This is a genomic window from Acinetobacter johnsonii ANC 3681 (genome assembly GCF_000368805.1).
In the GTDB taxonomy this organism is placed as follows: domain Bacteria; phylum Pseudomonadota; class Gammaproteobacteria; order Pseudomonadales; family Moraxellaceae; genus Acinetobacter; species Acinetobacter johnsonii.
Genome location: NZ_KB849704.1, coordinates 377,247 through 399,147, shown reverse-complemented (window position 1 = coordinate 399,147; position 21,901 = coordinate 377,247). Strand labels below are relative to the sequence as shown.

Below are 21,901 nucleotides of genomic sequence, written 5' to 3'. Positions count from 1 at the left end.
TTATAACCGTGGTTTAGTCCAAGTCGTATAATGCCTCATCCATTCCATACTGTACCCTTATGAACGCTACACAGGATGCTTTTGCCGCACTTCGATACCGAGACTTCTCTATTGTTACGCTCAATCAATTTTGTCTGACGCTTGCCATTTTAATTCAGGAAATTATTGTGGCGTATTCTTTGTATAAAATTACCAAAGATCCTCTCACTTTAGGCTTGATTGGTCTGGCAGAAGCAATCCCCTTTATTGCGCTCTCCTTATGGGGTGGTTATTTTGCAGATCGCTTTAATAAGCAAACCATCATGAAAATCTGCTTATTCTTTGCCATTCCTCTGCCCTTGATTTTATGGGGGTTATTTCATGCTTATACCTTAAAGCAAATTGAACTCTCCACCCTGTCATGGGGTGTCTATGCCGTGATCTTTGGCCTAGGAACAATTCGGGGGTTCTATAATCCATCTGCAACATCACTCAAACCCTTTTTAATTCCACGAGACATTTATGCCAATGGCGCCACATGGACCACCATTGGTTGGCAAAGCGGGGTGATTATTGGGCCGATGCTCGGTGGATTTATGCTGGCATTTTTAGGCCGTGAAACCAGTTTAATTAGTGTAGCGGTACTGCTCAGCCTATGCTTCTTACTCGTCAATCTTTTAAGCAAACGCACTTTTCCTAAAATTGAAACGAAACGTGTACTACAAAGTTTAGGTGTAGGTCTTCGCTTTATTGCTAAAACTAAAATCGTCCTCTGGGCCATCTCACTCGACTTAGTTTCAGTGCTGTTCGGCGGTGTGATCGCTTTACTCCCGATCTTTGCTGAAGATATTTTGAAAATTGGGCCTGAAGGATTGGGCTATTTACGGGCAGCACCATCGATTGGTGCACTCATCACCATGATTGCGCTGACGCGTTTTCCGCCCACCCGACATGCATGGCGCAATATGCTGCTTGCTGTTGCAGGTTTTGGCCTATTCACCTTATTGTTCGCTTACTCAAACTACCTCTGGTTGTCTTTGTTTGCTCTTGCTATGACGGGTGCATGTGACAGTATTTCAGTGGTAATTCGTCAGACCATTTTACAAATTTATCCTCCTGAGAATATGCGAGGCCGTGTTGCAGCGGTAAATGGCATGTTTGTGTCGAGTAGTAATGAACTGGGAGCATTTGAGTCAGGTCTTGCAGCAAAATATTTAGGCCCTGTGATTGCAACGGTTTTTGGCGGCAGCATGACGCTCTTGGTGGTCGCACTCAGTTGGGCTAAAACCAAAGACTTATTTGGTGTAGACATCACCCAAGCCGAGCAAAAATAGTTTTAATTTAACAATATAACTTGCGAGTCTTTCTAATTCAGGAAATACTCGCAACAATTATTTAAGTCATGCGCACTGGATGCGTTATAAAAGAAATCGATCATATGAAACCACTCTTCTTGCTCGCATTATCTACACTGCCCTTTCATCTCAGTCATGCAGCTCAGCCACCATTAGAACTCACCATTCAAAAAAGTTCAGCTCAATCGGCGCATTTGACCACGCGTATTCAATGGGTAGATTTTCCCAAACCCCAATATAAAAATAGTGATTTAAACCAACAAAACCGTGCAGCGATTATTCGTGTGTATGCAGATGAAACAGGTGATGTGACCAAAGCGACAGTCCAAGAAACGACTGGAATCAAAGCTTTAGATGAAAAGCTGGTAAATGCCGTGCTTCAAGCCAAAGTAAAACCGTTTATAGAAGACGACACCGCTTTAGCTGTCATTGGTTATCAAGTTTTTAATTTAAACTTAACTCCAGATGATGTCGAAGCATGTAACTATAGCTTTGACTCAAAGAACTGGCGTGCGCAACAACAGCAGCAAAAAGTGCCTTTTCAATATCAGGCTCAACCTACGCTTGCGCTAGATTCAACGCAGTTGAATGGTCATGACCGTCAAATTAAATTTAGCTTTAAAGCCGATAAACACGGCAACATCAAGAAGCCTAAAATTATCAAAGGTTCAGGTATTTACGCGCTTGATCAACAAGTTTTACAAGCCGTTGCAAATAGCAGAGTCAGTGTTAAACGCACAGCAAGCACACTGTGGATCTATAAGAAATCTAAATTTAAAGATGCGATTGAATTCGATCTGAATGCTTGTCGTTAAAAATTTAGCGTGACACGAGTTCTCACTCACTCGTGTCATCTCTCTATATAAACTTTAAACCCATTCAGCACATATAAGCATGTGGCCAGTCGCTCTCAGTACTTGAAAATAATTAGAACTGACTAAACATCCAATATACAAAAAGATAGCGTCCGATTTTCGCAATACTCACCATCACGACAAAACGAACAAAGTTTTCTTTGAGTAATCCTGCAATGAGGGTAATCGGATCACCAATAACGGGCACCCAACTGAGCAATAAAGACCAAAAACCATATTTTTGATAAATGCCCTGCGCCTGCAACATCTTTTGCTCTGAGACGGGAAACCATTTGTTATTTTTGTATTGCTCAACTTTCAAGCCGAGCCACCAATTCACACAGCTACCTAAAATATTGCCTAGGCTGGCAACAGCAACCAACAACCACACTGAATACTGCGTCTGAGCCAACAATCCCACCAAGACTGCTTCTGACTGTAAGGGTAGCAGTGTCGCCGCCCCAAAGGCAGAAAGGAAAAGTAGTCCTAAGGCCCACATCATTTTATGATTTTAAACCCAGCTTTTTCTTGGTTGAGCTATAAGCAAAACTTGACCAGATCAATGCCAGAATCAACAAAAACCAACGTGACCATGAATACTTATCAGCAATCGGTTCAATTGCAGCGCGGAGTACCACCTGATCTTTGGTATTCAGCAGTTCAATGATTTTTTGAATGTGTACCGCTTCAGCTACAAATAGCACCAAACATCCTGCAATCCCCACAATAATACTGAGATAGATTTTAGGATTCGCTTCAATAATGCGGGTTAAATTGAGGAAAAACTCTTTTTTCATTACGCTGATGTCCAAACAACCTTTCAACAAAAAAGCCACCCATCGGTGGCTTTAAAGAATGGCTTATACCTTGAAGGCGCTAAGCTTAACACAGTTCAAGTCAGCGCTTCTGTAACTAATTCACTTGAAGCGCCAACGCACGCTGAACCGCGGGGCGCGCTTGAATACGCTCCATATAAGCCTTCACATTTGGATAGTCATTTATGTCAATTTGCTGCCACTCATAACGCAGAATCCATGGGAAAATTGCCATATCCGCTATCGAATACTCTCCAGCCACATAGTTTTGACCAAAAAGTTGCTTATCTAGTACACCATACAAGCGCTTGGTTTCATTGACATAGCGTTCAGTTGCATATGCAATACGTTCGGGAGCAAATTTACTAAAGTGATGGTTCTGTCCAAGCATTGGACCAAAACCACCCATTTGCCACATCAACCACTGCTCAACTTCAACACGAGACTGTTCATCGCTTGGATAAAACTGTCCTGTTTTACGCCCTAAATACTGCAAAATCGCTCCTGACTCAAACACAGAAATGGCTTCACCTTTAGGACCATCTTGATCCACAATCGCAGGGATTTTATTGTTGGGTGAAATGCGTAGAAAGTCGGGTTGAAACTGATCATTTTCTAAAATATTGATGGGAAAGACTTGATACTCCAAACCCATCTCTTCTAATGCGATGCTAATTTTATGTCCGTTGGGTGTTCCCCAATAGTACAAATCGATCATGTGGTTATCCTGTTACTTTTCTCGTTTTAGTTCATATTGTCGAGGTTTGATACTGTTTATAACATGATTCCAGCCTAGAAACATTAGGTTAAACTGAAATTGAAATCTTAAAATATGCATGACTAGCTTCATATAAATAGAATAATTATCAACCAAAGAGAATTTTTTAAAAAACCTTATTTTTTAATCTTGAAATTTTATAGAGCATCCAAATATTAAAAGTACAGCAAACATCCACACCAATTATTGCTGTGACAACCATGCTAATCGAGTCGCATAGGTTGCTTATTTATATCACTTTTCCTAATAGTGGAGGTTTTATCAATGAGTAATTTAAGCTTAATGCCATTATTCCGTCGTAGTATCGGTTTTGACCGTTTAAACGATTTGTTTGATCATGCAATGCTCAGTGAAGCACCACATTATCCTGCGTACAATATTGAAAAAGTCGGTGATGATCACTACCGCATTGTCGTAGCTGCGACTGGTTTTAACCAAGATGAGCTCGCGATCGATTTAGAGAATCAGGTACTTAATATTTCAGGTCAACATGCTGATCAGACCAAAGACAATCATGCTGAGTTCTTGCATAAAGGCATCACACAGCGCTCATTTAAATTATCTTTACGTTTAGATGAACACATTGAAGTACAAGAGGCCAATTATGAAAATGGTTTACTCACCATCCAGCTACGACGGATTGTTCCAGAAGAAAAAGCGCCATGCCGAATTCCAATCGGACAAAAGAAATTAACAACTGAAAACACTTCGGCATAGTCAATCTGTCTTGTCCTGAAATAGATTGACAGTATTCCACTTCAAACCGAGTTAAGCAATTAGCTCGGTTTTAGTTTGCTCATACATCTGATTCGGGGTGTTCATATTTAAACTTAAATGTGGTCTATAGTAATTATAAATCATGATAGATTCCGTAATTAAGTGATCTAACTCCTTCATGGTTTGACATCGTGTAGTTAAAAACTCCTGCTTTAATATTCCATTAATCCGCTCTGCTAATGCATTTTGATATGAGAAACACTGTTTCGCAAGGTATCCATCTGTCATGGAAGGACATATCCCATAATGGCGCAATGCCGATTGATATAGCTCAGAGCAATACTGAGAGCCTCTGTCTGAATGATGAATCATCCTAGTCGCTCGATCCGTCACATGCTGCATCGCCATATGTAGAGCCTGCATAACATTCTCCGCACGCATATCATTCGATAACTTATAACCTTTAATCTGACGGGTATAAGCATCTGTCACCAATGATAAATAATGTACGCCTTCAGCACTCTCAACATAAGTAATATCACTAACAAAGACTTCGTTGGCTTGCACTGCTGAATAATCCTTTAATAAATTTGGATGCTTCTTCATCCAATGCTTGCTATCCGTAGTTTTTGTATAGCGACGCTTGGGGCGAATCAATAAATTATGCTCTTTCAATATTTTAAATAACTGATCCCGTCCACACTTTAAACCACGCTGCAACAATTTGCCTTTAATAAGCCAATACAACTTACGTGTTCCGATACTTGGCATGAGACAACGATATTCCATAACCAACTCAAGTATTTTTTCAGTTGCTTGTGCAGTCATTTGAGCACGTTTTTCTGCTTGATAATAAGCTTGTCGGGTGATTCCCAACCACTGACAATAACGTGAAACGCTTAGTCCTCTTTGGCTTTGCCAATCTTTGAAACGTGCTCGGTATACTTTTTTCCAAGATCAGCCCCACATTCTTTATCAATGTGATAAATCACATCCTGAATAAATTCAGTTTTAAGCTTTTCTGCGGCTAACTGCTTTTCTAATTGGCGGATTCGTTGTTGGGGTGTTAATTGGCGTTTAGAAGAAGGCGGCATATTCGAAGTCCAGTCCTGTTGTCCGTGCTTGCGTAACCATACCAGCACAGTTGATCTTCCTTGAATACCATATTTTGCCTGAGCTTGTTTATAAGTAATTTGCCCTTTTTCTACTTCATGTACAACCATCATTTTAAAGGCAAAGCTATAATCACCTTGTGTACGTTTAACTCTTTGTTCTCGTTCATGTTCCATAAAATAAGCCTCTTAAAGGTGTAAACTTATTTCAGGACGGGACAATCAACAAAATAAAAAAAGCACTGCATAGGCAGTGCTTTTTTTAAGATCAATGGATCATTACTTTTTCTTTTTAGGACCAAGCAACATACCCATTTGACGACCTTCCATTTTCGGTGCTTGTTCAACTACGCCCAAGTCAGCCACATCTGCTTCAACTTTTTGAAGTTGAGCCAAACCAAGCTGTTGGTGCGCCATTTCACGACCACGGAAACGAAGAGTAATTTTTACTTTGTTGCCTTCTTCAAGGAACTTAGTGATTGCACGTAGTTTTACGTTGTAATCACCAACATCAGTACCCGGGCGGAGTTTGATTTCTTTCACCTGTACTTGATGCTGTTTTTTCTTCGCTTCTTTCTGCTTTTGCTTTAGATCAAACAAATGCTTGTTGAAGTCCATGATTTTACAAACAGGCGGTTCAGCGTTTGCTACGATCTCAACAAGATCAAGCTCAACACTTTCAGCAGCGCGTAATGCTTCTGCCAAGCTAACAATACCTTTTTGCTCACCATTTTCGTCTACAAGACGGACTTCTTTCGCACGAATTTCATCATTCAAAGCAGGACGGTTTGATTTGTTACCGCCCTGTTGATTACGGTCAGGCTGTTTAATCGCTGTTACTCCACAATGTACCGGCCGCGTTCGGCAACGGCTGCTTTTACTAGGTCAACGAAAGCGTCGATTGACATAGTACCCAAATTTGTTCCAGAGCGGGTACGCACGTTCACTGTACCTTCCTCTACCTCACGGTCCCCAAGTACCAGTAAGTAAGGAATACGCTCTAATGTACGTTCACGAATCTTAAAGCCGATTTTCTCATTTCTCAAGTCTGAAATCGCACGGAGACCGTTTTCTTTAAGTTTAGCGACGACTGACTCACATGCTTCCGCTTGTGAATCGGTAATGTTCATCACACATGCTTGAATTGGTGTTAACCAAGGTGGCATAAAGCCCGCATAGTGTTCGATTAGTATACCAATAAAACGTTCAAAACTGCCAAGTATTGCACGGTGCAACATTACAGGTTGATCACGATCATTGTCTTCAGTGACATATGACGCATCTAAACGTTCTGGCAAATTGAAGTCACATTGGATTGTACCACATTGCCATACACGGCCTAAGCAGTCTTTCAGTGAGAATTCAATTTTCGGACCATAGAATGCGCCTTCACCTGGTTGAAGTTCCCACTCCAAACCAGCAGCATCTAAAGCATCTGCTAAAGATTTTTCAGCCATATCCCAAAGTGCATCATCACCCACACGTTTTTCTGGACGTGTAGACAACTTCATTTGCACGTCTTCGAAACCGAAGTCTTTATACACATCTAAAGTCAGTTGAATGAAGTCAGCCACTTCTTGACCAATTTGCTCTTTGGTACAGAAAATGTGTGCATCATCTTGCGTAAAACCACGAACACGCATAATGCCGTGCAGTGAACCCGATGGTTCGTTACGGTGACAAGAACCGAACTCAGCCAAACGAATTGGCAAATCACGGTATGATTTTAAACCTTGGTTGAACACTTGTACGTGACAAGGACAGTTCATTGGTTTAATTGCATAGTTACGGCTTTCTGAATGCGTCGTGAACATGCCATCAGCATAGTTAGCAGCATGGCCTGATTTTTCCCAAAGCGTGAAATCAACCACTTGTGGGGTACGAATTTCGAGGTAGCTATTATCTTGTTGTACTTTGCGCATGTATTGTTCAAGTACTTGATAAATGGTCCAACCGTTTGGATGCCAGAACACCATACCTGGTGCTTCTTCTTGCATATGGAACAGGTCTAAAGCTTTACCAATTTTACGGTGGTCACGCTTTTCAGCTTCTTCAATACGTTTGATATACGCTGCAAGCTGTTTTTTGTCTGCCCACGCTGTACCATAAATACGTTGTAACTGTTCATTCTTCGCATCGCCGCGCCAATAAGCGCCTGACATTTTAGTCAGCTTGAATGCTTTTAAAAATTTAGTATTGGGCACGTGTGGACCACGGCACATATCCAAATAATCTTGATGGTAGTACAAGCCCATTTCTGTTTCTTCAGGCATGTCTGCAATCAAGCGTAATTTATAATCTTCACCACGCGCTGTGAATTCTGCAATCACCTCATCACGTGGTGTCATTTTTTTGATGACATCATAGTCTTGATCGATGAGCTTTTTCATACGCTCTTCAATGGCTAGCATGTCTTCTGGCGTAAATGGCTTTGCGCTAAAAATATCGTAATAGAAGCCATCTTCAATGACAGGACCAATCACCATTTTCGCTTCAGGGAACAATTGCTTAACCGCATGTCCCACCAAGTGAGCGCAAGAGTGACGAATGATTTCGACACCTTCTTCGTCTTTAGGCGTAATAATTTGAAGGCTGGCATCCGTGGTAATCAAGTCAGATGCATCAACTAAACGACCATCGACTTTTCCTGCAACTGTATTTTTCGCAAGACCCGGACCGATGCTCAGTGCAACGTCCATCACAGATACAGCTTGATCAAATTGTTTTTGATCGCCATTTGGCAAAGTGATAATTGGCATAAAAAATCCTTAAGGAGTGATGCCCCGTACCATGGAGCATATCACCGCGAGATTATGATCGAGGTAAAACCTCAAAAGATAAAAACGGTGGATAAATAAAATCAGTCGAATTTTACACGTGTTATCCACAGGATTAAACCTTTTCCCCTATAAAATTCACGTTTCAGCGCATTTTGAATTTATTTGCCAGTCCCACAGCATCACTAAAATGAGGGAATTGATGTGCCGCAATCCTTATCGCTACATTTTATAATGACTCTATCGGTCACTTTTTATTGAACAATACAGCAACACAAGCATACACATTTTGCTTAAAAAGCAGGCTAAAATCTAACTAAAAGGGTTTATATCGCACAGAATCCATAGATTCAGTTTAGATAAACTAAACAAAAAAAATTCAATAAATTCATCTAAAAAGAGCAACTCGACTAAAGCATAAATGCAAGATGGCTGAAAAATGCATATCTTTTAATCAATGGAAAAAATAATACCAAATTCAGGAGTGATCAACATGGTGAGTGCGTATGATGAGTTACCAAGAACCCCCGCAAACTTTGTGGCTTTGTCACCATTACGTTATTTAGAACGAGCTGCTTATATTTACCCTCATCAAGATGCCATCATTCATGGGCACCGCCATATTTCATGGCGTGAAACTTACCTTCGCTGTCGCCAATTTGCCTCACAGTTACAAAAATTGGGAATCACAAAGAACGATACTGTCTCTGTTTTGCTGCCCAATGTCCCTGCAATGATCGAAGCACATTTTGCAGTCCCAATGGCAGGTGCTGTGCTCAACACATTGAACACGCGCTTAGATGCCAAAACCATCGCATTTATGCTTGATCATGCAGAAACCAAAGTCTTATTGGTGGATCCAGAGTTTGCATCGGTTGCACAAGAGGCTTTGGCTTTAGTCAAGCGTGACATTTTTGTGATTGATGTAGATGATGCTGAGTACGAAAACTGTTTTGCAGCCCCGATTGGGCAAATCGAGTATGAAGACTGGTTAACCGAAGGTGATGAAAACTTTGAGTGGCATTTACCTCAAGATGAATGGGATGCCATTAGCTTAAATTACACCTCGGGAACAACAGGTAACCCAAAAGGGGTGGTCTATCATCACCGCGGGGCTTATATCAATGCAGCCAGTAATATCATTGCTTGTGGCATGACACCTCGTGCGACCTACTTGTGGACCCTCCCCCTGTTTCACTGCAACGGTTGGTGCTTTGCATGGACCATGGCAGCCAATGGCGGCACCAACATCTGTTTACGTAAAATTGACCCTGAACTCATTTTTAAACTCATCGCTGAACACAAAGTCGATTATTTCTGCGGTGCGCCGATTGTGTTATCAATGCTGATCAATACTCCAGAAGAGCAACGAATTCACTTTGAGCATCGCGTTGAAGTGATGGTGGCAGGTGCTGCGCCTCCTGCTGCAATCATTGAAGGCATGCGTCATATTGGCATCAATGTCACCCATGTCTATGGCCTCACTGAAACCTATGGCCCTTCTGCGCTTTGTGCCTCTCAAGCGGGTTGGTCTGACTTATCGATTCAAGAACAAGCACAACTGCACTCACGCCAAGGTGTTCCGTACCCACTGCAAGACGGTATGAAAGTGCTGGATCCAGATACCATGCAACCTGTCCCGCATGATGGTCAGACCATGGGTGAAATTATGTTCCGAGGTAACATTGTGATGAAAGGTTATCTCAAAAACCCTGAAGCCACGGCAGAAGCCTTTGCAGGTGGTTGGTTTCATACAGGCGATCTTGCAGTCTGCCAACCCGATGGCTATGCCAAAATTACTGACCGCTCTAAAGATGTCATTATTTCTGGAGGTGAAAATATCTCATCACTAGAAGTTGAAGAAATCCTCTATCAACATCCTGCTATTTTAACGGCTGCGGTGGTCGCGAAACCCGATCCTCGCTGGCAAGAAGTGCCCTGTGCATTTATTGAGCTCAAAGCAGGTAAAGAAATCACACCTGAGGAAATCATTGAATTCTGTAAGCAACATCTGGCACGTTTTAAAGTACCGAAAGATGTAGTGATTACAGAAATTCCAAAAACGTCGACAGGCAAGTTACAGAAATTTGTTCTACGCGATTGGGCCAAAGAGCGTGCAACGGGCGAGTTTAGCTAAACATTCAGCAGTCTATACAAGCAAATATTCTCAAAAAAAAGCGACCGTTAAGGTCGCTTTTTTTATGTCTAAATGACTTAATTATCTGAAATTAAAGCCACTTGCTGGATGTAGTTAAACAACTTCAAACGTGAAGCTTTAAGTTGTTCTTCATCAGCCTGCTGTTTGATATCACGGTGAATACGCAATACATGCTGACGAATGGTATGACGTTCCGCGGCATTATAAGTTTTGGAAAACTCATTAATGACCACATCACCATCTTTGATCATACGATCAACCCAACGCTGTAATTGAGCAGTTTTTTTCGCGCCTTGTTGCGGTGTCAAATAAGACAAAATCACCGTTTCATCTTCATTACGCAACAACTTCCCAATGCGTAAAAATTGGCGACGACGAGCTTCATTTGATGTAATTAGTTTCACATCCAAAAGGGCTTCAATCAAACGCTCTTCAACAGGTAAGTTTTGAATTTGTTTAGTGTTCAACTCTGCAAGTTGAGAACCCAAAGATGCCATACGTTGTACGGCTTTTTTCTGTTCAGTTTTACTTGCACGTCCTTCTAAAGATTCAAAGTCTTCTTCAGTAAAACTATGCGGTCGACGTGCCACGATTAATCTGCCTCGTAAAATTTTGCTGCAAATAGTGCCTGAATCTCAGATAAAGCTTGTTCTTCATCTGCGCCTTCAAGCACCAAGCGTAAAGTGGTGCCCTTTCCTGCGCCTAGCATCAGGAGGGACATAATATTTTTGGCATCCACCAATTTGTCTCCTTTTCCAATTTGAATTGAAGAACGGAATTTGGTGGTCACTTCAATGAGCTTGCCAGATGCACGCGCATGTAACCCTAGTTTATTAATTACGTCAACAGTTGTGTCAATCATGCCCAGTGCTTCATTTCTCGATGGAGGACCTGAATAGACCATTTTGCCTCAAGGGCCTTTTTTAGTCTATCCACAATATATACAGAGCGATGCTGCCCACCCGTACAACCAATTGACACGGTCATATAGTGACGATGCCCTTCAGCAAAAGCTGGTAACCATTTATCTAAAAACTTATAAACATCTTGGAACATTTCGTGGGTTTGCTCACTTTGTTCCAAAAATTTTTGCACAGGGGCATCTAGTCCAGAATACTTCCGCAGTTCTAAATCCCAATGGGGATTGGGTAAATGTCGAACATCAAACACATAGTCAGCATCTAACGGAATACCATGTTTAAAGCCGAAAGACTGCAAAATCAAAATCAGGTTATCCGACTGACCCAACTTTGACAGCAAGGTATGCTTTAAGTCGTGCACACTTTTATCGGTGGTATCAATATGCACGGTTGAGCGCAAATTAATCGGCAATAAAAGGGTTTTCTCTTCTTGAATACACTGGTTCAAACTTTGAAAGCGTGTCGCCAACGGATGCGGACGACGTGAAGCACTAAAGCGCGCAATCAGTTCTTGGTCACGCGTGGTCAAATAAATAATATCGACCGTACCATGCCTTTGCAATTGTTCAAACACCAAGTCGAATTCTTGCAAATCTGCACGTGTACTGCGTACATCCACACCAAGCGCCAACTGCTCAAGATTATTTTCCCGATCCAGCTTGGCAACAATTTCTGGAAGTAAGGCCAAAGGCAAATTATCAATACAGTAATAACCTAGGTCTTCCAACACTTGTAATGCAGAGGATTTACCTGAACCAGACTGTCCTGTAACAATTAAAATGCGCTTCATCTTAATCCTTTGAGAGGTGAGCTTGACTAAATATGTTTCACTTTCAAGTTATCAATTAAACGAGTTGCCCCGAGTTTTGCCGCAACAAAAAGCACCACATCTTGGTCAAACGCATCCAATTTCTGCAATGCAGGTGTGCGTGCTTCCACATAATCCACAACAAAACCAGCCTGTGTCAATGTCGCCTTTATATTTGCTAACACATCAGCTAAAGCGGTACCAGTTTGTAGCGACTGTTCTGCCGCTTTTAAGCTTTGATAAATGGTCGGTGCCTTTTGACGGTTTTCTTCGCTTAAATAACCATTACGGGAACTTAAAGCCAAACCATCTTCAGCACGTGCAATTGCCACACCCATCACTTCAAGCGGCATATTCAAATCGCGAACAAACTGACGAATCACAGCCAACTGTTGATAGTCTTTTTCACCAAAGAAAGCAAAATTAGGTTGCACAATATTGAACAATTTCGTCACCACAACGGCGACACCATCAAAATGACCTGGGCGTTGTAGACCACACAAATCATTGGTGATATCTGAAACAGTAATATTGGTTAAACGTGGACTGTTGCCATACATTTGCTCAACCGATGGTGCAAACACGATGTCACAACCAACCTCGGCCAACAAGCGCTGATCTTGTTCCAAAGTGCGTGGGTAACTGTCAAAATCTTCATTGGGTCCAAATTGAATAGGATTCACAAAAATGCTGACTACAACCACATCACAGAGTTTTTTCGCTTCGCGCACAAGGTTCAAATGCCCCTGATGCAAGTTCCCCATGGTCGGGACGAAACCAATACTTTTTCGAGCCGTTCGCGCAGGGTTCAATGATGCTGATAGGCCTTGGATCGTGGTTTCAGTTTTCATGTTTTACAGCTCGACTTGGAATGTTTGTTCTTTTGCAGGGAATGAGCTATCAAGCACCGCTGCATGGTATGCCTTGAACGCATCCAAAATCGCCGTTTCCCCTGCTTGTTCTTTCATAAAGTTACGCACAAATTTTGCAACACGACCAAAAGTCAGTCCAAGCATGTCTTGTACCACTAAGACTTGACCATCGGTATCCACACCTGCGCCAATGCCAATGACAGGTACATGTGGGAACAACTCACTAATTTCTTTCCCGAGCTGCGCAGGCACACACTCTAATAACAGCACCGCAGCACCCGCATCAACCACCGCTTGGCAGTCCGCAATTAATTGGTCTGCCGCTTCACGTGTGCGTGCTTGTAATTTATAGCCACCAAACACATGTACAGACTGTGGGGTTAAACCTAAGTGTACACATACAGGAATACCGTTGCGTGTCAAAACCTGAACCGTTTCAGCCAGCCATGCTCCACCTTCGACTTTGACCATTTGCGCGCCCGCTTGCATCACTACTTTTGAGCTTTGCAAAGCATCATTTAAGGTGGCATAGCTCATAAAAGGTAAGTCAGTCATGATCAAGGCATGCTGGTTACCACGGCGTACAGCTGCGGTATGGTAAGCCATATCTTCAACTGTAACAGGCAAAGTGGAATCACGACCTTGAATGGCCATACCTAGCGAATCGCCAATTAAAATGGTATCAATTTCAGCAAGTTCCATTGCCTTTGCCATACTTGCATCATAGCAAGTCAGGCAGGAAAATTTGCGACCTTCTGCTTTAAATTTTCTTAAGTCATTTAAACTAATCATCAAACTATTCCTTTCAACATCTTTAGCTCGGCTAAATTAAATCTTTGCCCAATTGCCTGCATCCAGCACGCTCAACGTGGGTTGTTGTACAACAGGCAACTGTTTCAACGCAATACCATCAATGTGTAAATTGGGGTCTAAATCCAGCAATGGAATCAACACAAAATCACGCTCCATCACACCGACATGTGGCACAGTTAAGCGTTCATGCTGAATTTTCTCTTCTGCATAGATCAGTAAATCTAAATCTAAAGTACGTTCACCCCAATGGCGTAAACGTACACGTCCCGACTCTTGTTCAAAACGTTGCAATTCATCCAGCAAGGCCAACGGCGCCAAGTTTGTGCTGAGTTGCACCACGGCATTTAAATAATTGGGTTGGTCTTGCGGCCCCATCGGTGGGCTTTGATACAGCTTGGAGATCTTCACATCGCCAAGACTGGCCAACTTGTGCACCGCTTCAGTCAAAATCACTTTAGAGTCGCCTAAGTTGCTACCTAGACCAATGTACGTGACGATGCTCATTGTGTCGGCCCAAAAATCACGCTGCTTAAATCACGCTGAACACGTTTACGTTTTAAAATTGGGTGGTCTGCACCAATCTCTGTCGAGCTATGACCTGCTCCCGTACCAATCTGGGTACGAGCTTCAGCGTGTTGCTTCGGTTTACGTGCACGACGACTGCGCGATTCTTGCTCTTGCACCAAAGGCTCAATTTCATGACTTACCGTTTTAGCAATTGCTGCTTCTTCAGCACTTGCTTTACCGCTGCGACGTGATTTTGCACGTTGGCGGTTATATTGGCTGATAGCACGTTCTTTTTCATCGGTGCTCATCAACTGATAGGCATCCCACCACTGTCCCATGCCGAGCGTACCCTCATCACCGGATTTTTCGCGAAGCAACAAGAAGTCAAAGCCTGCACGGAAACGTGCATGGCTAGATAAGGCTTGAATTTGCTGTGCTTTCGGGTTGAGTAGTCGAGTTTGCATTTCCCACACCTCACGAATGAAGGTTTCAGCAAAACGTGGAATAATGGTCCGCGTGGCTTGGCGTTTTAATACATCAAGTCCCGCTTGCGCACGAGCTTCAGCCGCAACCACACCTTTACTGCTATAAAACTCACAACGCTCTAAGAACGGCTGCCATAACAACACCGCATAGAAAAATGCAGGGTTGATGGTTTTGCCCACTTGAATGCGCTGATCGGTATTTTTAGCGGCACGTTCAATAAATGGTGTGATATTCGGTTGGATATCTGCAAATAACTGCTTCCAAATGCCGAAATCGATCAACATTGGCAGCACACGATTTAAATGCCCCATCGTGAACAGCTTCTGAGATTCATCATATAAACGGTGCGGCGATACATCACGCAGTAACTGCGTCATTTCCAAGGTAAAAACGTCAAGAATTTGCTGATCAATTGAGAAACCTAATTTTGCAGCAAAACGTAATGTCCGCAGCATTCGCACAGGATCTTCTTCAAAACGCGTTTGTGCATCGCCCAGTAGACGTAAGGTTTTATTTTTAATGTCATCCACAGCATGACAGAAATCTAAGACAACGCCCTTACGTGGCTGATAGTACATCGCATTAATTGAAAAGTCGCGGCGGGCAAAGTCTTGCTCAATCGTACCCCAATTGTTATCACGCAAAATCATGCCTTGTGCAGAGGTGACTTCTTTCTTCGGCGGTGCACGGAAAGTTGCAACTTCAACCAACTCACGACCTGAATAGACATGAGCCAGCTCAAAACGGCGCCCGATAATACGGCAACGTCGTCCGAAAACTTCTTTTACCTGTGACGGTGTTGCATTCGTCACTGCATCAAAATCTTTGGGATTTAGGCCAAGCATCATGTCGCGGACACCGCCACCGACGATATACGCTTCATAGCCTGCCTTAGTTAATGCATCGATCACATCTAAAATGTAAGAAGGTAATTGAGCGGTTGATAAACCACATTTTGACGCGCGCAAAGTTTGCAAAAGCCGCTGTCTCCTACGCCTAAACGTAAAATTCTAAGATGACGCTAATCATATATCTAACACAATCAAAGGGCAATTTGATTATCGAAAGCAAAGCAGGATTCTGATCAATTCACCAATAAATGACACCGCTTTTTCACAAGCCCAAACGGGTTTTATTTTTTGCAAAAATTGCCGGTCCAATCCCGCGCACCTGTTGTAGCTCATCTATACTCTTAAATGGCCCTTGTTTCTGGCGATAGGCCACAATTGCCTGTGCCTTTTTTAGACCCACACCCTGAAGTTGCTGTAATTGATCAACACTGGCTTGATTTAAACTAATTTTATTTGTGCTCGACACAGGTTGAGCCTGAACAGGAGACACAGCACGTTTCACGCTTTTAGGAGCTTGAATACGATCATCCCACGCCTGCTGCTCTGCTTTCCAGTTCAGGTAGTTCTGATCAAAAGACTGCGCATAACCACTGGGTATCCAAGCCAGTAAACTCAGTAACAACAACGCAATGATCAACAAACTTACTTTTATTTTTATCAATTCAAGCCACCATTTTTATTATTTCAGTTGTAATTTGGCTTGCTCCCACAGTTGATCCATTTCTTCTAAGGACATCTGCTCAATCTTTTTTTGTTGTTGCAAAGCTTGATCTTCAATGAAAGCAAAACGAGTACGAAATTTATGAATCGTACTCAAAAGCGACATTTCGCTTGAGACGCCCAGTTTACGTCCAACATTGATCATTGAAAATAAACAATCGCCAAATTCATCTGCTATTTCATCGGAATTTTGCTGTTGAACCGCATCTTTCAGTTCAGCTAATTCTTCTTCAAGCTTGGTATAAGCACCGGCTACATCAGGAAAGTCAAAACCGATTTGTGCTGCATTTTTTTGAATCTGTTCCGCTTGTTGTAAGGCTGGACCATGTTTGATGCTGTCTAATCGTGACTGTGCCTTACCTTGTTTTTCCTGTTGTTTAATTTGCTTCCAAAGCTCGCCCACATCTTCGGCAGACAAAGCTGAAAACTGCTGTGCTTGAAAAACATGGGGATGACGACGAACCAGTTTTTCTGTGATGGCATGGACCACATCTTGAAAATTAAAAGCCCCTTGCTCGGCATACATCTGTGACTGGAACACCACCTGTAGCAGTAAATCACCCAACTCATCGCGCACCTCATCAGCTTTACCTGAACGCACAGCGGCTTCAACTTCATAAGCCTCTTCAATGGCATAGCGGGTTAAGCTTTCTGGGGTTTGTTGTTGATCCCATGGACATTTTTCACGTAATTCACGCATCACGTTCAGCAATTGTTCCATGTTTATCTCTCTTCAAAAATCATATTGATAAAATTACATTATGACGGCATTCATTTGTTATGCTCAATCCAATCACAACAATAACATCAAGAAAAAAAGCAACAAGGAGCCATTTCAATGCGCAGTATTTTGATTAGCGGTGCAGCCCAAGGTATTGGTGCGGCCATCGCCCGTTTATTTTATGCACATCATTATAAAGTGGGAATTTACGACATCAATAGCGCTCAAGCCCAACAGTTGGCAGCTAGCCTCGGCCCAAATGCCAAAGCAGGACAACTCGATGTTTCCAACTATCAAGACTGGCAAACGGCTTTAGCCGAGTTTGTCGCATGGGCGGGCGAGCTCAATATCTTGGTCAATAATGCAGGAATTCTATTCTCAGGGCCTTTTGAACGAACAGAGATCAGCGCACATCACAAAACTATCTCGATCAATGTCAATGGTGTACTGAATGGCTGTCATGCTGCATTGCCCTACCTCAAACAAGCGAATTTTTCCCGCATCATCAATCTTTCTTCAGCTTCAGCCATCTATGGTCAAGCCGATTTAGTCTCGTACTCGGCCAGTAAGTTTGCGGTACGCGGCATCACCGAAGGCTTAGATACCGAATGGCAAAAATATGGCATTCGCGTATTAGATGTCATGCCGTTATTTGTACAAACTGCCATGGTGCAAGAGATGCAAGCGAAGAGTATTCAAAACATGGGAGTACACTTAACTGCAGAAGATGTAGCGCACCACGTTTTTCAACGTGCTGTTGCAAAAGATACGGCACTCACTGCAACCCATCAAGCCTTGGGTGCCAAAGCCAAGCTTTTATTTCAACTGAGTAAAATCAGTCCTCAATTTCTCAATCGCCTGACCAATTTGTACCTTTCCAAATAAAAAGAGCCTGCAATTGCAGGCTCTTTCTTTTCAATTCGCTTAGTTACCTTGCACCAAACGACGCGCACTAATAATGCCTGGTTGTTGCTCTAACCGCGCCAACAGTTTTGATAATTGTGATAAACCTTTAACTTCAATCAACAATTTCATATTGGCAATACCGTCTGCTTCAGAGATGGTGTTGACCTGACGAATATTGATTTGATCGGAGAAAATCACTTGGGTCAAATCTTTAAGCAAACCACGGCGATCATAAGCTTCCACCACAATTTGTACACTCTGACCACGCGTTGGCTGCATTTCCCAATCGGCTTCTACTGCACGCTCCGGTTCATTTTGAATCATGCGTAAGTAGTCAGGACACGCCACTTTGTGAATACTCACCCCACGGTTCAAGGTGATATAACCCGCAATTGACTCACCATGCACAGGCTGACAACACTGCGCCACATGCAGCTCAACGTTATCTAAACCATCAATCAGAATGCCATGCGCTGACAAGGTATGACTAGCACGTGGATTCAAAGTTGGCTTCAGCACCAGTTCAGGTTCGTCCTGATCCAAATGCATATGGCGGTTCACCTGATTGATCAAGGCATGCAGACTAATGTCACCATTGACCAGTGCAATCAGAATATCTTCACCTGCTTTGACATTAAAATGATTGCAGTAATCATTCAAATCAATACTTTTTGGATGGATTGCTAAACGTGAAAGCTCTTTGTTGAGCAGGTCACGGCCCACTTCCAAGTTTTTGCTGCGGTCTTGTTGTCTAAACCAATGGCGCAGCTTGTCACGCGCACGTGCCGTCTTGATATAACCTAAAGAGTTCACCAACCAATCACGGTTTGGCTCACGGTCTTTCTTGGTTAAAATCTCAACTTGCTCACCCGTTTTTAAGGTATAAGTCAGCGGAACATAACGCTGATTCACCCGCGCGGCATAACACTTGTTACCAACTTGAGTATGCACATGATAAGCAAAGTCGAGTACGGTCGAACCACGTGGGAGCTCTTTAATATCGCCATCACGGCTAAATACATAAATCTTTTCAAAGTCTTCAAAATCTTGAATTTGCTCAAAATTTTCAGAGTCCTCATCCGACTTATGTACATTCGCATCATTGCGCTCTTGATAGTGTTCAAGTACTGCACGCAATGAATGTAAACGATGGTTAAAAGAGCGATCGGTATTCTTACCGCCTTCTTTATAGTTAAAGTGCGAACACACCCCGAGCTCTGCTTCTTCATGCATGCTCTTGGTACGAATCTGAACTTCAAGTGACTTGTTTTCCGCAATCACAGCCGTATGCAGTGAGCGGTAACCATTGGCTTTCGGATTGGTAATATAGTCATCAAACTGATGCGGAATATGCCGCCAAATTTGATGCACAATCCCCAACGAGTGATAGCACTCAGGTACGGTTTTAACCAAGACTCGAACGGCACGAATGTCATACAGCTGATCGAAGCTCAGGTTCTTACTTTTCATTTTTCGATAAATCGAATAAATGTGTTTTACCCTGCCGCTAATTTCAGCTTCAATGCCATGCTCGTTCAAAGATGCACGCAATGTATCAATCACAAACTGAATATATTGCTCACGCTCCAGTCGCTTTTCATTCAGCAGCGTCGCAATTTCTTTATAGCGATCGGGTGCTAAATAGCGAAAGGCTAAATCTTCCAGTTCCCACTTTAACTGCGCAATCCCTAAACGGTGTGCCAGAGGTGAGTAAATGGTTAAGATTTCTCGTGCTACACGCTCTTGACGTTCTTTAGATGAAGTCGCCAATTCACGCAGTGCATAAGTTCTCTCAGCCAATTTGATCAATACAACGCGCACGTCTTCCGTCACCGAAATCAACATTTTATAAATGCCGTTTAAGTGCTCGCGCTGATTGTTATTAAAGTGATCTTCGAGGCGTTTATTCTGCTCAATGAGGTCAGACAACTTACCCATAGCCAAAGTGCCTTTGACCAGTGCATGCACTTGTTCGCCAAAATGCTCTTGTACTTCCGCCAATGGAATCACGCCTTCGCGTACACCACGATAGAGCATCGCAGCAGCCAAGGTGTCTTCATCGACATGTAAATGGGCCAGAATATCCGCCATTTCAATACCGGTATAAAAGGTATTGGAACGATGATTAACCGTGGTTTCTAACTCTTTTTGTAAAGTCAAATTGGCAACTTCTTCGAGTTGCTCAAGCTTCGCATCATCTAATATGCTTCGAACACGATCTAACCATTCAGCCAAATCATGTTGAGCTTGTTCGGCATGCTCTACAGTCGCCTCCTGAGACAACTCATTGAGTCGCCCAGGTAGTTGCTCACGTACTGTGACCATACCCTTCTCCTACACTTTTACGCTTCATATTCTTTAATCGTTTATCTCATTATCTTTTTCAAACAATGCTATCGACTCAACGTGACCTGTGTGGGTAAACATGTCCATCACACCGGCTTTGACTAATCGATAACCCTGCTGTACCAACAGCCCCGCATCCCTTGCGAGTGTCGCTGGATTACACGACACGTAAACGATTCTTTTTGCACCAAAGTTAGGCATATAATGCATTATTTCCTCTGCACCTGCACGTGGAGGATCTATCAATAATGCATCAAATCCTTGATTTGCCCAAGAATGATGCGAGAAATCTTTTGTTAAATCTTGTGAAAAGAACTTCAACTGGTCAAGAGCATTACGTTCCGCATTTTCTGCACCACGTTGAACCATTTCTTCACTGCCTTCAACACCAACCACTTGTCCTGTTTCACCCACGCATCGAGCCAAAGGCAAAGAGAAATTTCCTAGACCACAGAACAAATCGAGAACACGTTCTCCTTGTTTTAAATCTAGCAAGTCACATGCCAATTTCACCATTTGCGAGTTAATGGTTGAGTTTACTTGAGTAAAGTCGTGTGGGTTAAATCCAAATGCCACATCAAAATCATTTAAACGATAATGTAAACGCATCTCTGCATGTTCATCATCCATACGCTTTAGACTGTCTGGGCCTGCAGCTTGTAAATACAACTGCCACCCTCTGTCTAACGCAAATTGTTTTAATCGGTTGACATCCTCTGTGTTTAATTTTTCAGTATGTCGCACCGTGAGGGCGATGTCACAATCCCCCATGGCCAATTCTATATGACCAATGACTGCTTTGGCTGTTAGACTTTGGAGTAACTGCTTCAAGCGTGTGATTGAACCAAACTCTTGATCTAATACCAAACAGCGATCAATTGAAGTCAGTTTATTGGTTTGACGCTCTCGAAAACCCACGACCAATTGATCTTTGTGCGGCAAATAACGCACCCCAATGCGCGCTTTACGGCGGTAGTCTTCACGTAAAGAGCGCAAAGGTGGCAACCATTCTTCAGGTTGAATCCCCGCAAAATGCTGCAAATGCGATTTAAGCACTTCTTGCTTTAAACGAATTTGTTCATCGGGATGAATGTGCTGCATATTACAGCCACCACAGCTTTTAAAATGCGGGCACTTCGGCTCAACACGAAAAGTAGAGGCTTCACTAAGGAGTTGAATAGCATCTGCTTCCTCTAAGCGCTTTACCGCATGGGTAATCTGCGCTTTGACCGTTTCACCCGGCAACGCATAGCTAATAAAGACTTTTTTCCCCTGCTTGTCTGCGGGGTGGTCTGGATGCGAACCATAGTGCGCTATGCCGCGTCCTTCATGCGAAAGTGACTCAACCTGAAAAATATAACTGGGCTGTTGAGTTGGACGAGGTTTGGCTCTATGTTTCATGTGTA

General features: G+C 42.8%; 22 protein-coding genes. 5 read left to right on the top strand and 17 right to left on the bottom strand.

Annotated features, from left to right (window positions below):
• Positions 1-59 precede the first annotated feature (59 nt).
• Positions 60-1,313 carry an MFS transporter gene (locus tag F946_RS04120; protein WP_004979186.1) on the top strand — a complete coding sequence of 418 codons (1,254 nt, stop codon included), beginning with the start codon at positions 60-62 and terminating at the stop codon, positions 1,311-1,313.
• 104 nt (positions 1,314-1,417) lie between these two features.
• The gene (locus F946_RS04115) at positions 1,418-2,149 is read left to right on the top strand and encodes an energy transducer TonB (RefSeq protein ID WP_004979184.1); all 732 of its coding nucleotides are present in this window, start codon (positions 1,418-1,420) and stop codon (positions 2,147-2,149) included.
• A gap of 112 nt (positions 2,150-2,261) precedes the next feature.
• Here F946_RS04115 and F946_RS04110 read toward each other — a convergent pair whose 3' ends face one another.
• The 3 genes from F946_RS04110 to F946_RS04100 all read right to left on the bottom strand — a co-directional run bounded on the left by F946_RS04110 (position 2,262) and on the right by F946_RS04100 (position 3,721).
• Positions 2,262-2,690: a YqaA family protein gene (locus F946_RS04110; protein ID WP_004979182.1), complete on the bottom strand. Its 429-nt coding sequence runs from the start codon at positions 2,688-2,690 to the stop codon at positions 2,262-2,264.
• A gap of 1 nt (position 2,691) precedes the next feature.
• On the bottom strand, positions 2,692-2,985 hold the full coding sequence (locus F946_RS04105; RefSeq protein WP_004979180.1) for a hypothetical protein: 294 nt from the start codon (positions 2,983-2,985) through the stop codon (positions 2,692-2,694).
• A gap of 115 nt (positions 2,986-3,100) precedes the next feature.
• The gene (locus tag F946_RS04100) at positions 3,101-3,721 is read right to left on the bottom strand and encodes a glutathione S-transferase family protein (RefSeq protein WP_004692287.1); all 621 of its coding nucleotides are present in this window, start codon (positions 3,719-3,721) and stop codon (positions 3,101-3,103) included.
• 324 nt (positions 3,722-4,045) lie between these two features.
• Here F946_RS04100 and F946_RS04095 point away from each other — a divergent pair, with 324 nt between their 5' ends.
• Positions 4,046-4,498: an Hsp20 family protein gene (locus F946_RS04095; RefSeq protein ID WP_004692288.1), complete on the top strand. Its 453-nt coding sequence runs from the start codon at positions 4,046-4,048 to the stop codon at positions 4,496-4,498.
• A gap of 51 nt (positions 4,499-4,549) precedes the next feature.
• Here the strand turns inward: F946_RS04095 and F946_RS16970 are convergent.
• The 3 genes from F946_RS16970 to thrS form a co-directional block, all read right to left on the bottom strand.
• Positions 4,550-5,787 (bottom strand): IS3 family transposase gene (locus tag F946_RS16970; protein WP_155118239.1). Its coding sequence is split into 2 segments (ribosomal slippage): positions 4,550-5,451 and positions 5,451-5,787, totalling 1,239 coding nucleotides; the frame shifts between segments, so codons are not numbered across the junction.
• 102 nt (positions 5,788-5,889) lie between these two features.
• Complete coding sequence (gene infC, locus F946_RS04080; protein WP_078425166.1) at positions 5,890-6,441, bottom strand: translation initiation factor IF-3; 552 nt, start codon at positions 6,439-6,441, stop codon at positions 5,890-5,892.
• Positions 6,442-6,446: 5 nt separating this feature from the next.
• Complete coding sequence (gene thrS / locus F946_RS04075) at positions 6,447-8,369, bottom strand: threonine--tRNA ligase (protein ID WP_004979172.1); 1,923 nt, start codon at positions 8,367-8,369, stop codon at positions 6,447-6,449.
• A 511-nt stretch (positions 8,370-8,880) separates the two neighbouring features.
• On the opposite strand from thrS, the gene F946_RS04070 reads away from it, so the two are divergent.
• Positions 8,881-10,524, top strand: a complete 1,644-nt coding sequence (locus F946_RS04070; protein WP_004979170.1) for an acyl-CoA synthetase — start codon at positions 8,881-8,883, stop codon at positions 10,522-10,524.
• Between the two features lie 77 nt (positions 10,525-10,601).
• On the opposite strand, the gene yjgA is transcribed toward F946_RS04070, so the two are convergent.
• The 9 genes from yjgA to mazG form a co-directional block, all read right to left on the bottom strand.
• A complete protein-coding gene (yjgA, locus tag F946_RS04065) occupies positions 10,602-11,135 on the bottom strand; it encodes a ribosome biogenesis factor YjgA (protein WP_004979168.1) in 534 nt (177 codons plus the stop codon).
• A gap of 2 nt (positions 11,136-11,137) precedes the next feature.
• Entirely contained in the window at positions 11,138-11,407 is a 270-nt protein-coding gene (locus F946_RS04060) for an HPr family phosphocarrier protein (protein WP_010325935.1), read from the bottom strand.
• On the bottom strand, positions 11,404-12,255 hold the full coding sequence (gene rapZ, locus F946_RS04055; RefSeq protein WP_004979166.1) for an RNase adapter RapZ: 852 nt from the start codon (positions 12,253-12,255) through the stop codon (positions 11,404-11,406). Before rapZ ends, F946_RS04060 begins: the two co-directional genes overlap by 4 nt.
• A 26-nt stretch (positions 12,256-12,281) precedes the next feature.
• Positions 12,282-13,124: a pantoate--beta-alanine ligase gene (gene panC / locus F946_RS04050; RefSeq protein WP_004979164.1), complete on the bottom strand. Its 843-nt coding sequence runs from the start codon at positions 13,122-13,124 to the stop codon at positions 12,282-12,284.
• 3 nt (positions 13,125-13,127) lie between these two features.
• On the bottom strand, positions 13,128-13,937 hold the full coding sequence (gene panB, locus F946_RS04045; RefSeq protein WP_004692301.1) for a 3-methyl-2-oxobutanoate hydroxymethyltransferase: 810 nt from the start codon (positions 13,935-13,937) through the stop codon (positions 13,128-13,130).
• 36 nt (positions 13,938-13,973) lie between these two features.
• Positions 13,974-14,462, bottom strand: a complete 489-nt coding sequence (folK, locus tag F946_RS04040) for a 2-amino-4-hydroxy-6-hydroxymethyldihydropteridine diphosphokinase (RefSeq protein WP_004979161.1) — start codon at positions 14,460-14,462, stop codon at positions 13,974-13,976.
• Positions 14,459-15,928 carry a polynucleotide adenylyltransferase PcnB gene (gene pcnB / locus F946_RS04035; protein WP_004979159.1) on the bottom strand — a complete coding sequence of 490 codons (1,470 nt, stop codon included), beginning with the start codon at positions 15,926-15,928 and terminating at the stop codon, positions 14,459-14,461. Before pcnB ends, folK begins: the two co-directional genes overlap by 4 nt.
• 136 nt (positions 15,929-16,064) lie before the next feature.
• Positions 16,065-16,463, bottom strand: coding sequence for a ComEA family DNA-binding protein (locus tag F946_RS04030; protein WP_004979155.1), 399 nt, complete (start codon positions 16,461-16,463; stop codon positions 16,065-16,067).
• A gap of 18 nt (positions 16,464-16,481) precedes the next feature.
• Positions 16,482-17,243, bottom strand: coding sequence for a nucleoside triphosphate pyrophosphohydrolase (gene mazG, locus F946_RS04025; RefSeq protein ID WP_004979152.1), 762 nt, complete (start codon positions 17,241-17,243; stop codon positions 16,482-16,484).
• A 117-nt stretch (positions 17,244-17,360) separates the two neighbouring features.
• Between mazG and F946_RS04020 the strand changes: the two genes are divergently transcribed.
• Positions 17,361-18,128, top strand: coding sequence for an SDR family oxidoreductase (locus tag F946_RS04020; RefSeq protein WP_004979150.1), 768 nt, complete (start codon positions 17,361-17,363; stop codon positions 18,126-18,128).
• 39 nt (positions 18,129-18,167) lie between these two features.
• Here F946_RS04020 and F946_RS04015 read toward each other — a convergent pair whose 3' ends face one another.
• A complete protein-coding gene (locus F946_RS04015; protein ID WP_004979149.1) occupies positions 18,168-20,474 on the bottom strand; it encodes a RelA/SpoT family protein in 2,307 nt (768 codons plus the stop codon).
• Positions 20,475-20,507: 33 nt separating this feature from the next.
• Positions 20,508-21,896 carry a 23S rRNA (uracil(1939)-C(5))-methyltransferase RlmD gene (gene rlmD, locus F946_RS04010; protein ID WP_004979146.1) on the bottom strand — a complete coding sequence of 463 codons (1,389 nt, stop codon included), beginning with the start codon at positions 21,894-21,896 and terminating at the stop codon, positions 20,508-20,510.
• Positions 21,897-21,901 lie beyond the last annotated feature (5 nt).

Bases quoted from the DNA above. Each gene is read 5' to 3' on its own strand.
- F946_RS04105 (WP_004979180.1), bottom strand. From the start codon at position 2,985: ATGAAAAAAGAGTTTTTCCTCAATTTAACCCGCATTATTGAAGCGAAT.
- F946_RS04070 (WP_004979170.1), top strand. From the start codon at position 8,881: ATGGTGAGTGCGTATGATGAGTTACCAAGAACCCCCGCAAACTTTGTG.
- F946_RS04015 (WP_004979149.1), bottom strand. From the start codon at position 20,474: ATGGTCACAGTACGTGAGCAACTACCTGGGCGACTCAATGAGTTGTCT.
- F946_RS04120 (WP_004979186.1), top strand. From the start codon at position 60: ATGAACGCTACACAGGATGCTTTTGCCGCACTTCGATACCGAGACTTC.
- F946_RS04115 (WP_004979184.1), top strand. From the start codon at position 1,418: ATGAAACCACTCTTCTTGCTCGCATTATCTACACTGCCCTTTCATCTC.
- F946_RS04100 (WP_004692287.1), bottom strand. From the start codon at position 3,721: ATGATCGATTTGTACTATTGGGGAACACCCAACGGACATAAAATTAGC.
- panB (WP_004692301.1), bottom strand. From the start codon at position 13,937: ATGATTAGTTTAAATGACTTAAGAAAATTTAAAGCAGAAGGTCGCAAA.
- folK (WP_004979161.1), bottom strand. From the start codon at position 14,462: ATGAGCATCGTCACGTACATTGGTCTAGGTAGCAACTTAGGCGACTCT.
- rapZ (WP_004979166.1), bottom strand. From the start codon at position 12,255: ATGAAGCGCATTTTAATTGTTACAGGACAGTCTGGTTCAGGTAAATCC.
- F946_RS04060 (WP_010325935.1), bottom strand. From the start codon at position 11,407: ATGATTGACACAACTGTTGACGTAATTAATAAACTAGGGTTACATGCG.
- thrS (WP_004979172.1), bottom strand. From the start codon at position 8,369: ATGCCAATTATCACTTTGCCAAATGGCGATCAAAAACAATTTGATCAA.
- mazG (WP_004979152.1), bottom strand. From the start codon at position 17,243: ATGGAACAATTGCTGAACGTGATGCGTGAATTACGTGAAAAATGTCCA.
- F946_RS04110 (WP_004979182.1), bottom strand. From the start codon at position 2,690: ATGATGTGGGCCTTAGGACTACTTTTCCTTTCTGCCTTTGGGGCGGCG.
- rlmD (WP_004979146.1), bottom strand. From the start codon at position 21,896: ATGAAACATAGAGCCAAACCTCGTCCAACTCAACAGCCCAGTTATATT.
- F946_RS04095 (WP_004692288.1), top strand. From the start codon at position 4,046: ATGAGTAATTTAAGCTTAATGCCATTATTCCGTCGTAGTATCGGTTTT.
- F946_RS04020 (WP_004979150.1), top strand. From the start codon at position 17,361: ATGCGCAGTATTTTGATTAGCGGTGCAGCCCAAGGTATTGGTGCGGCC.
- panC (WP_004979164.1), bottom strand. From the start codon at position 13,124: ATGAAAACTGAAACCACGATCCAAGGCCTATCAGCATCATTGAACCCT.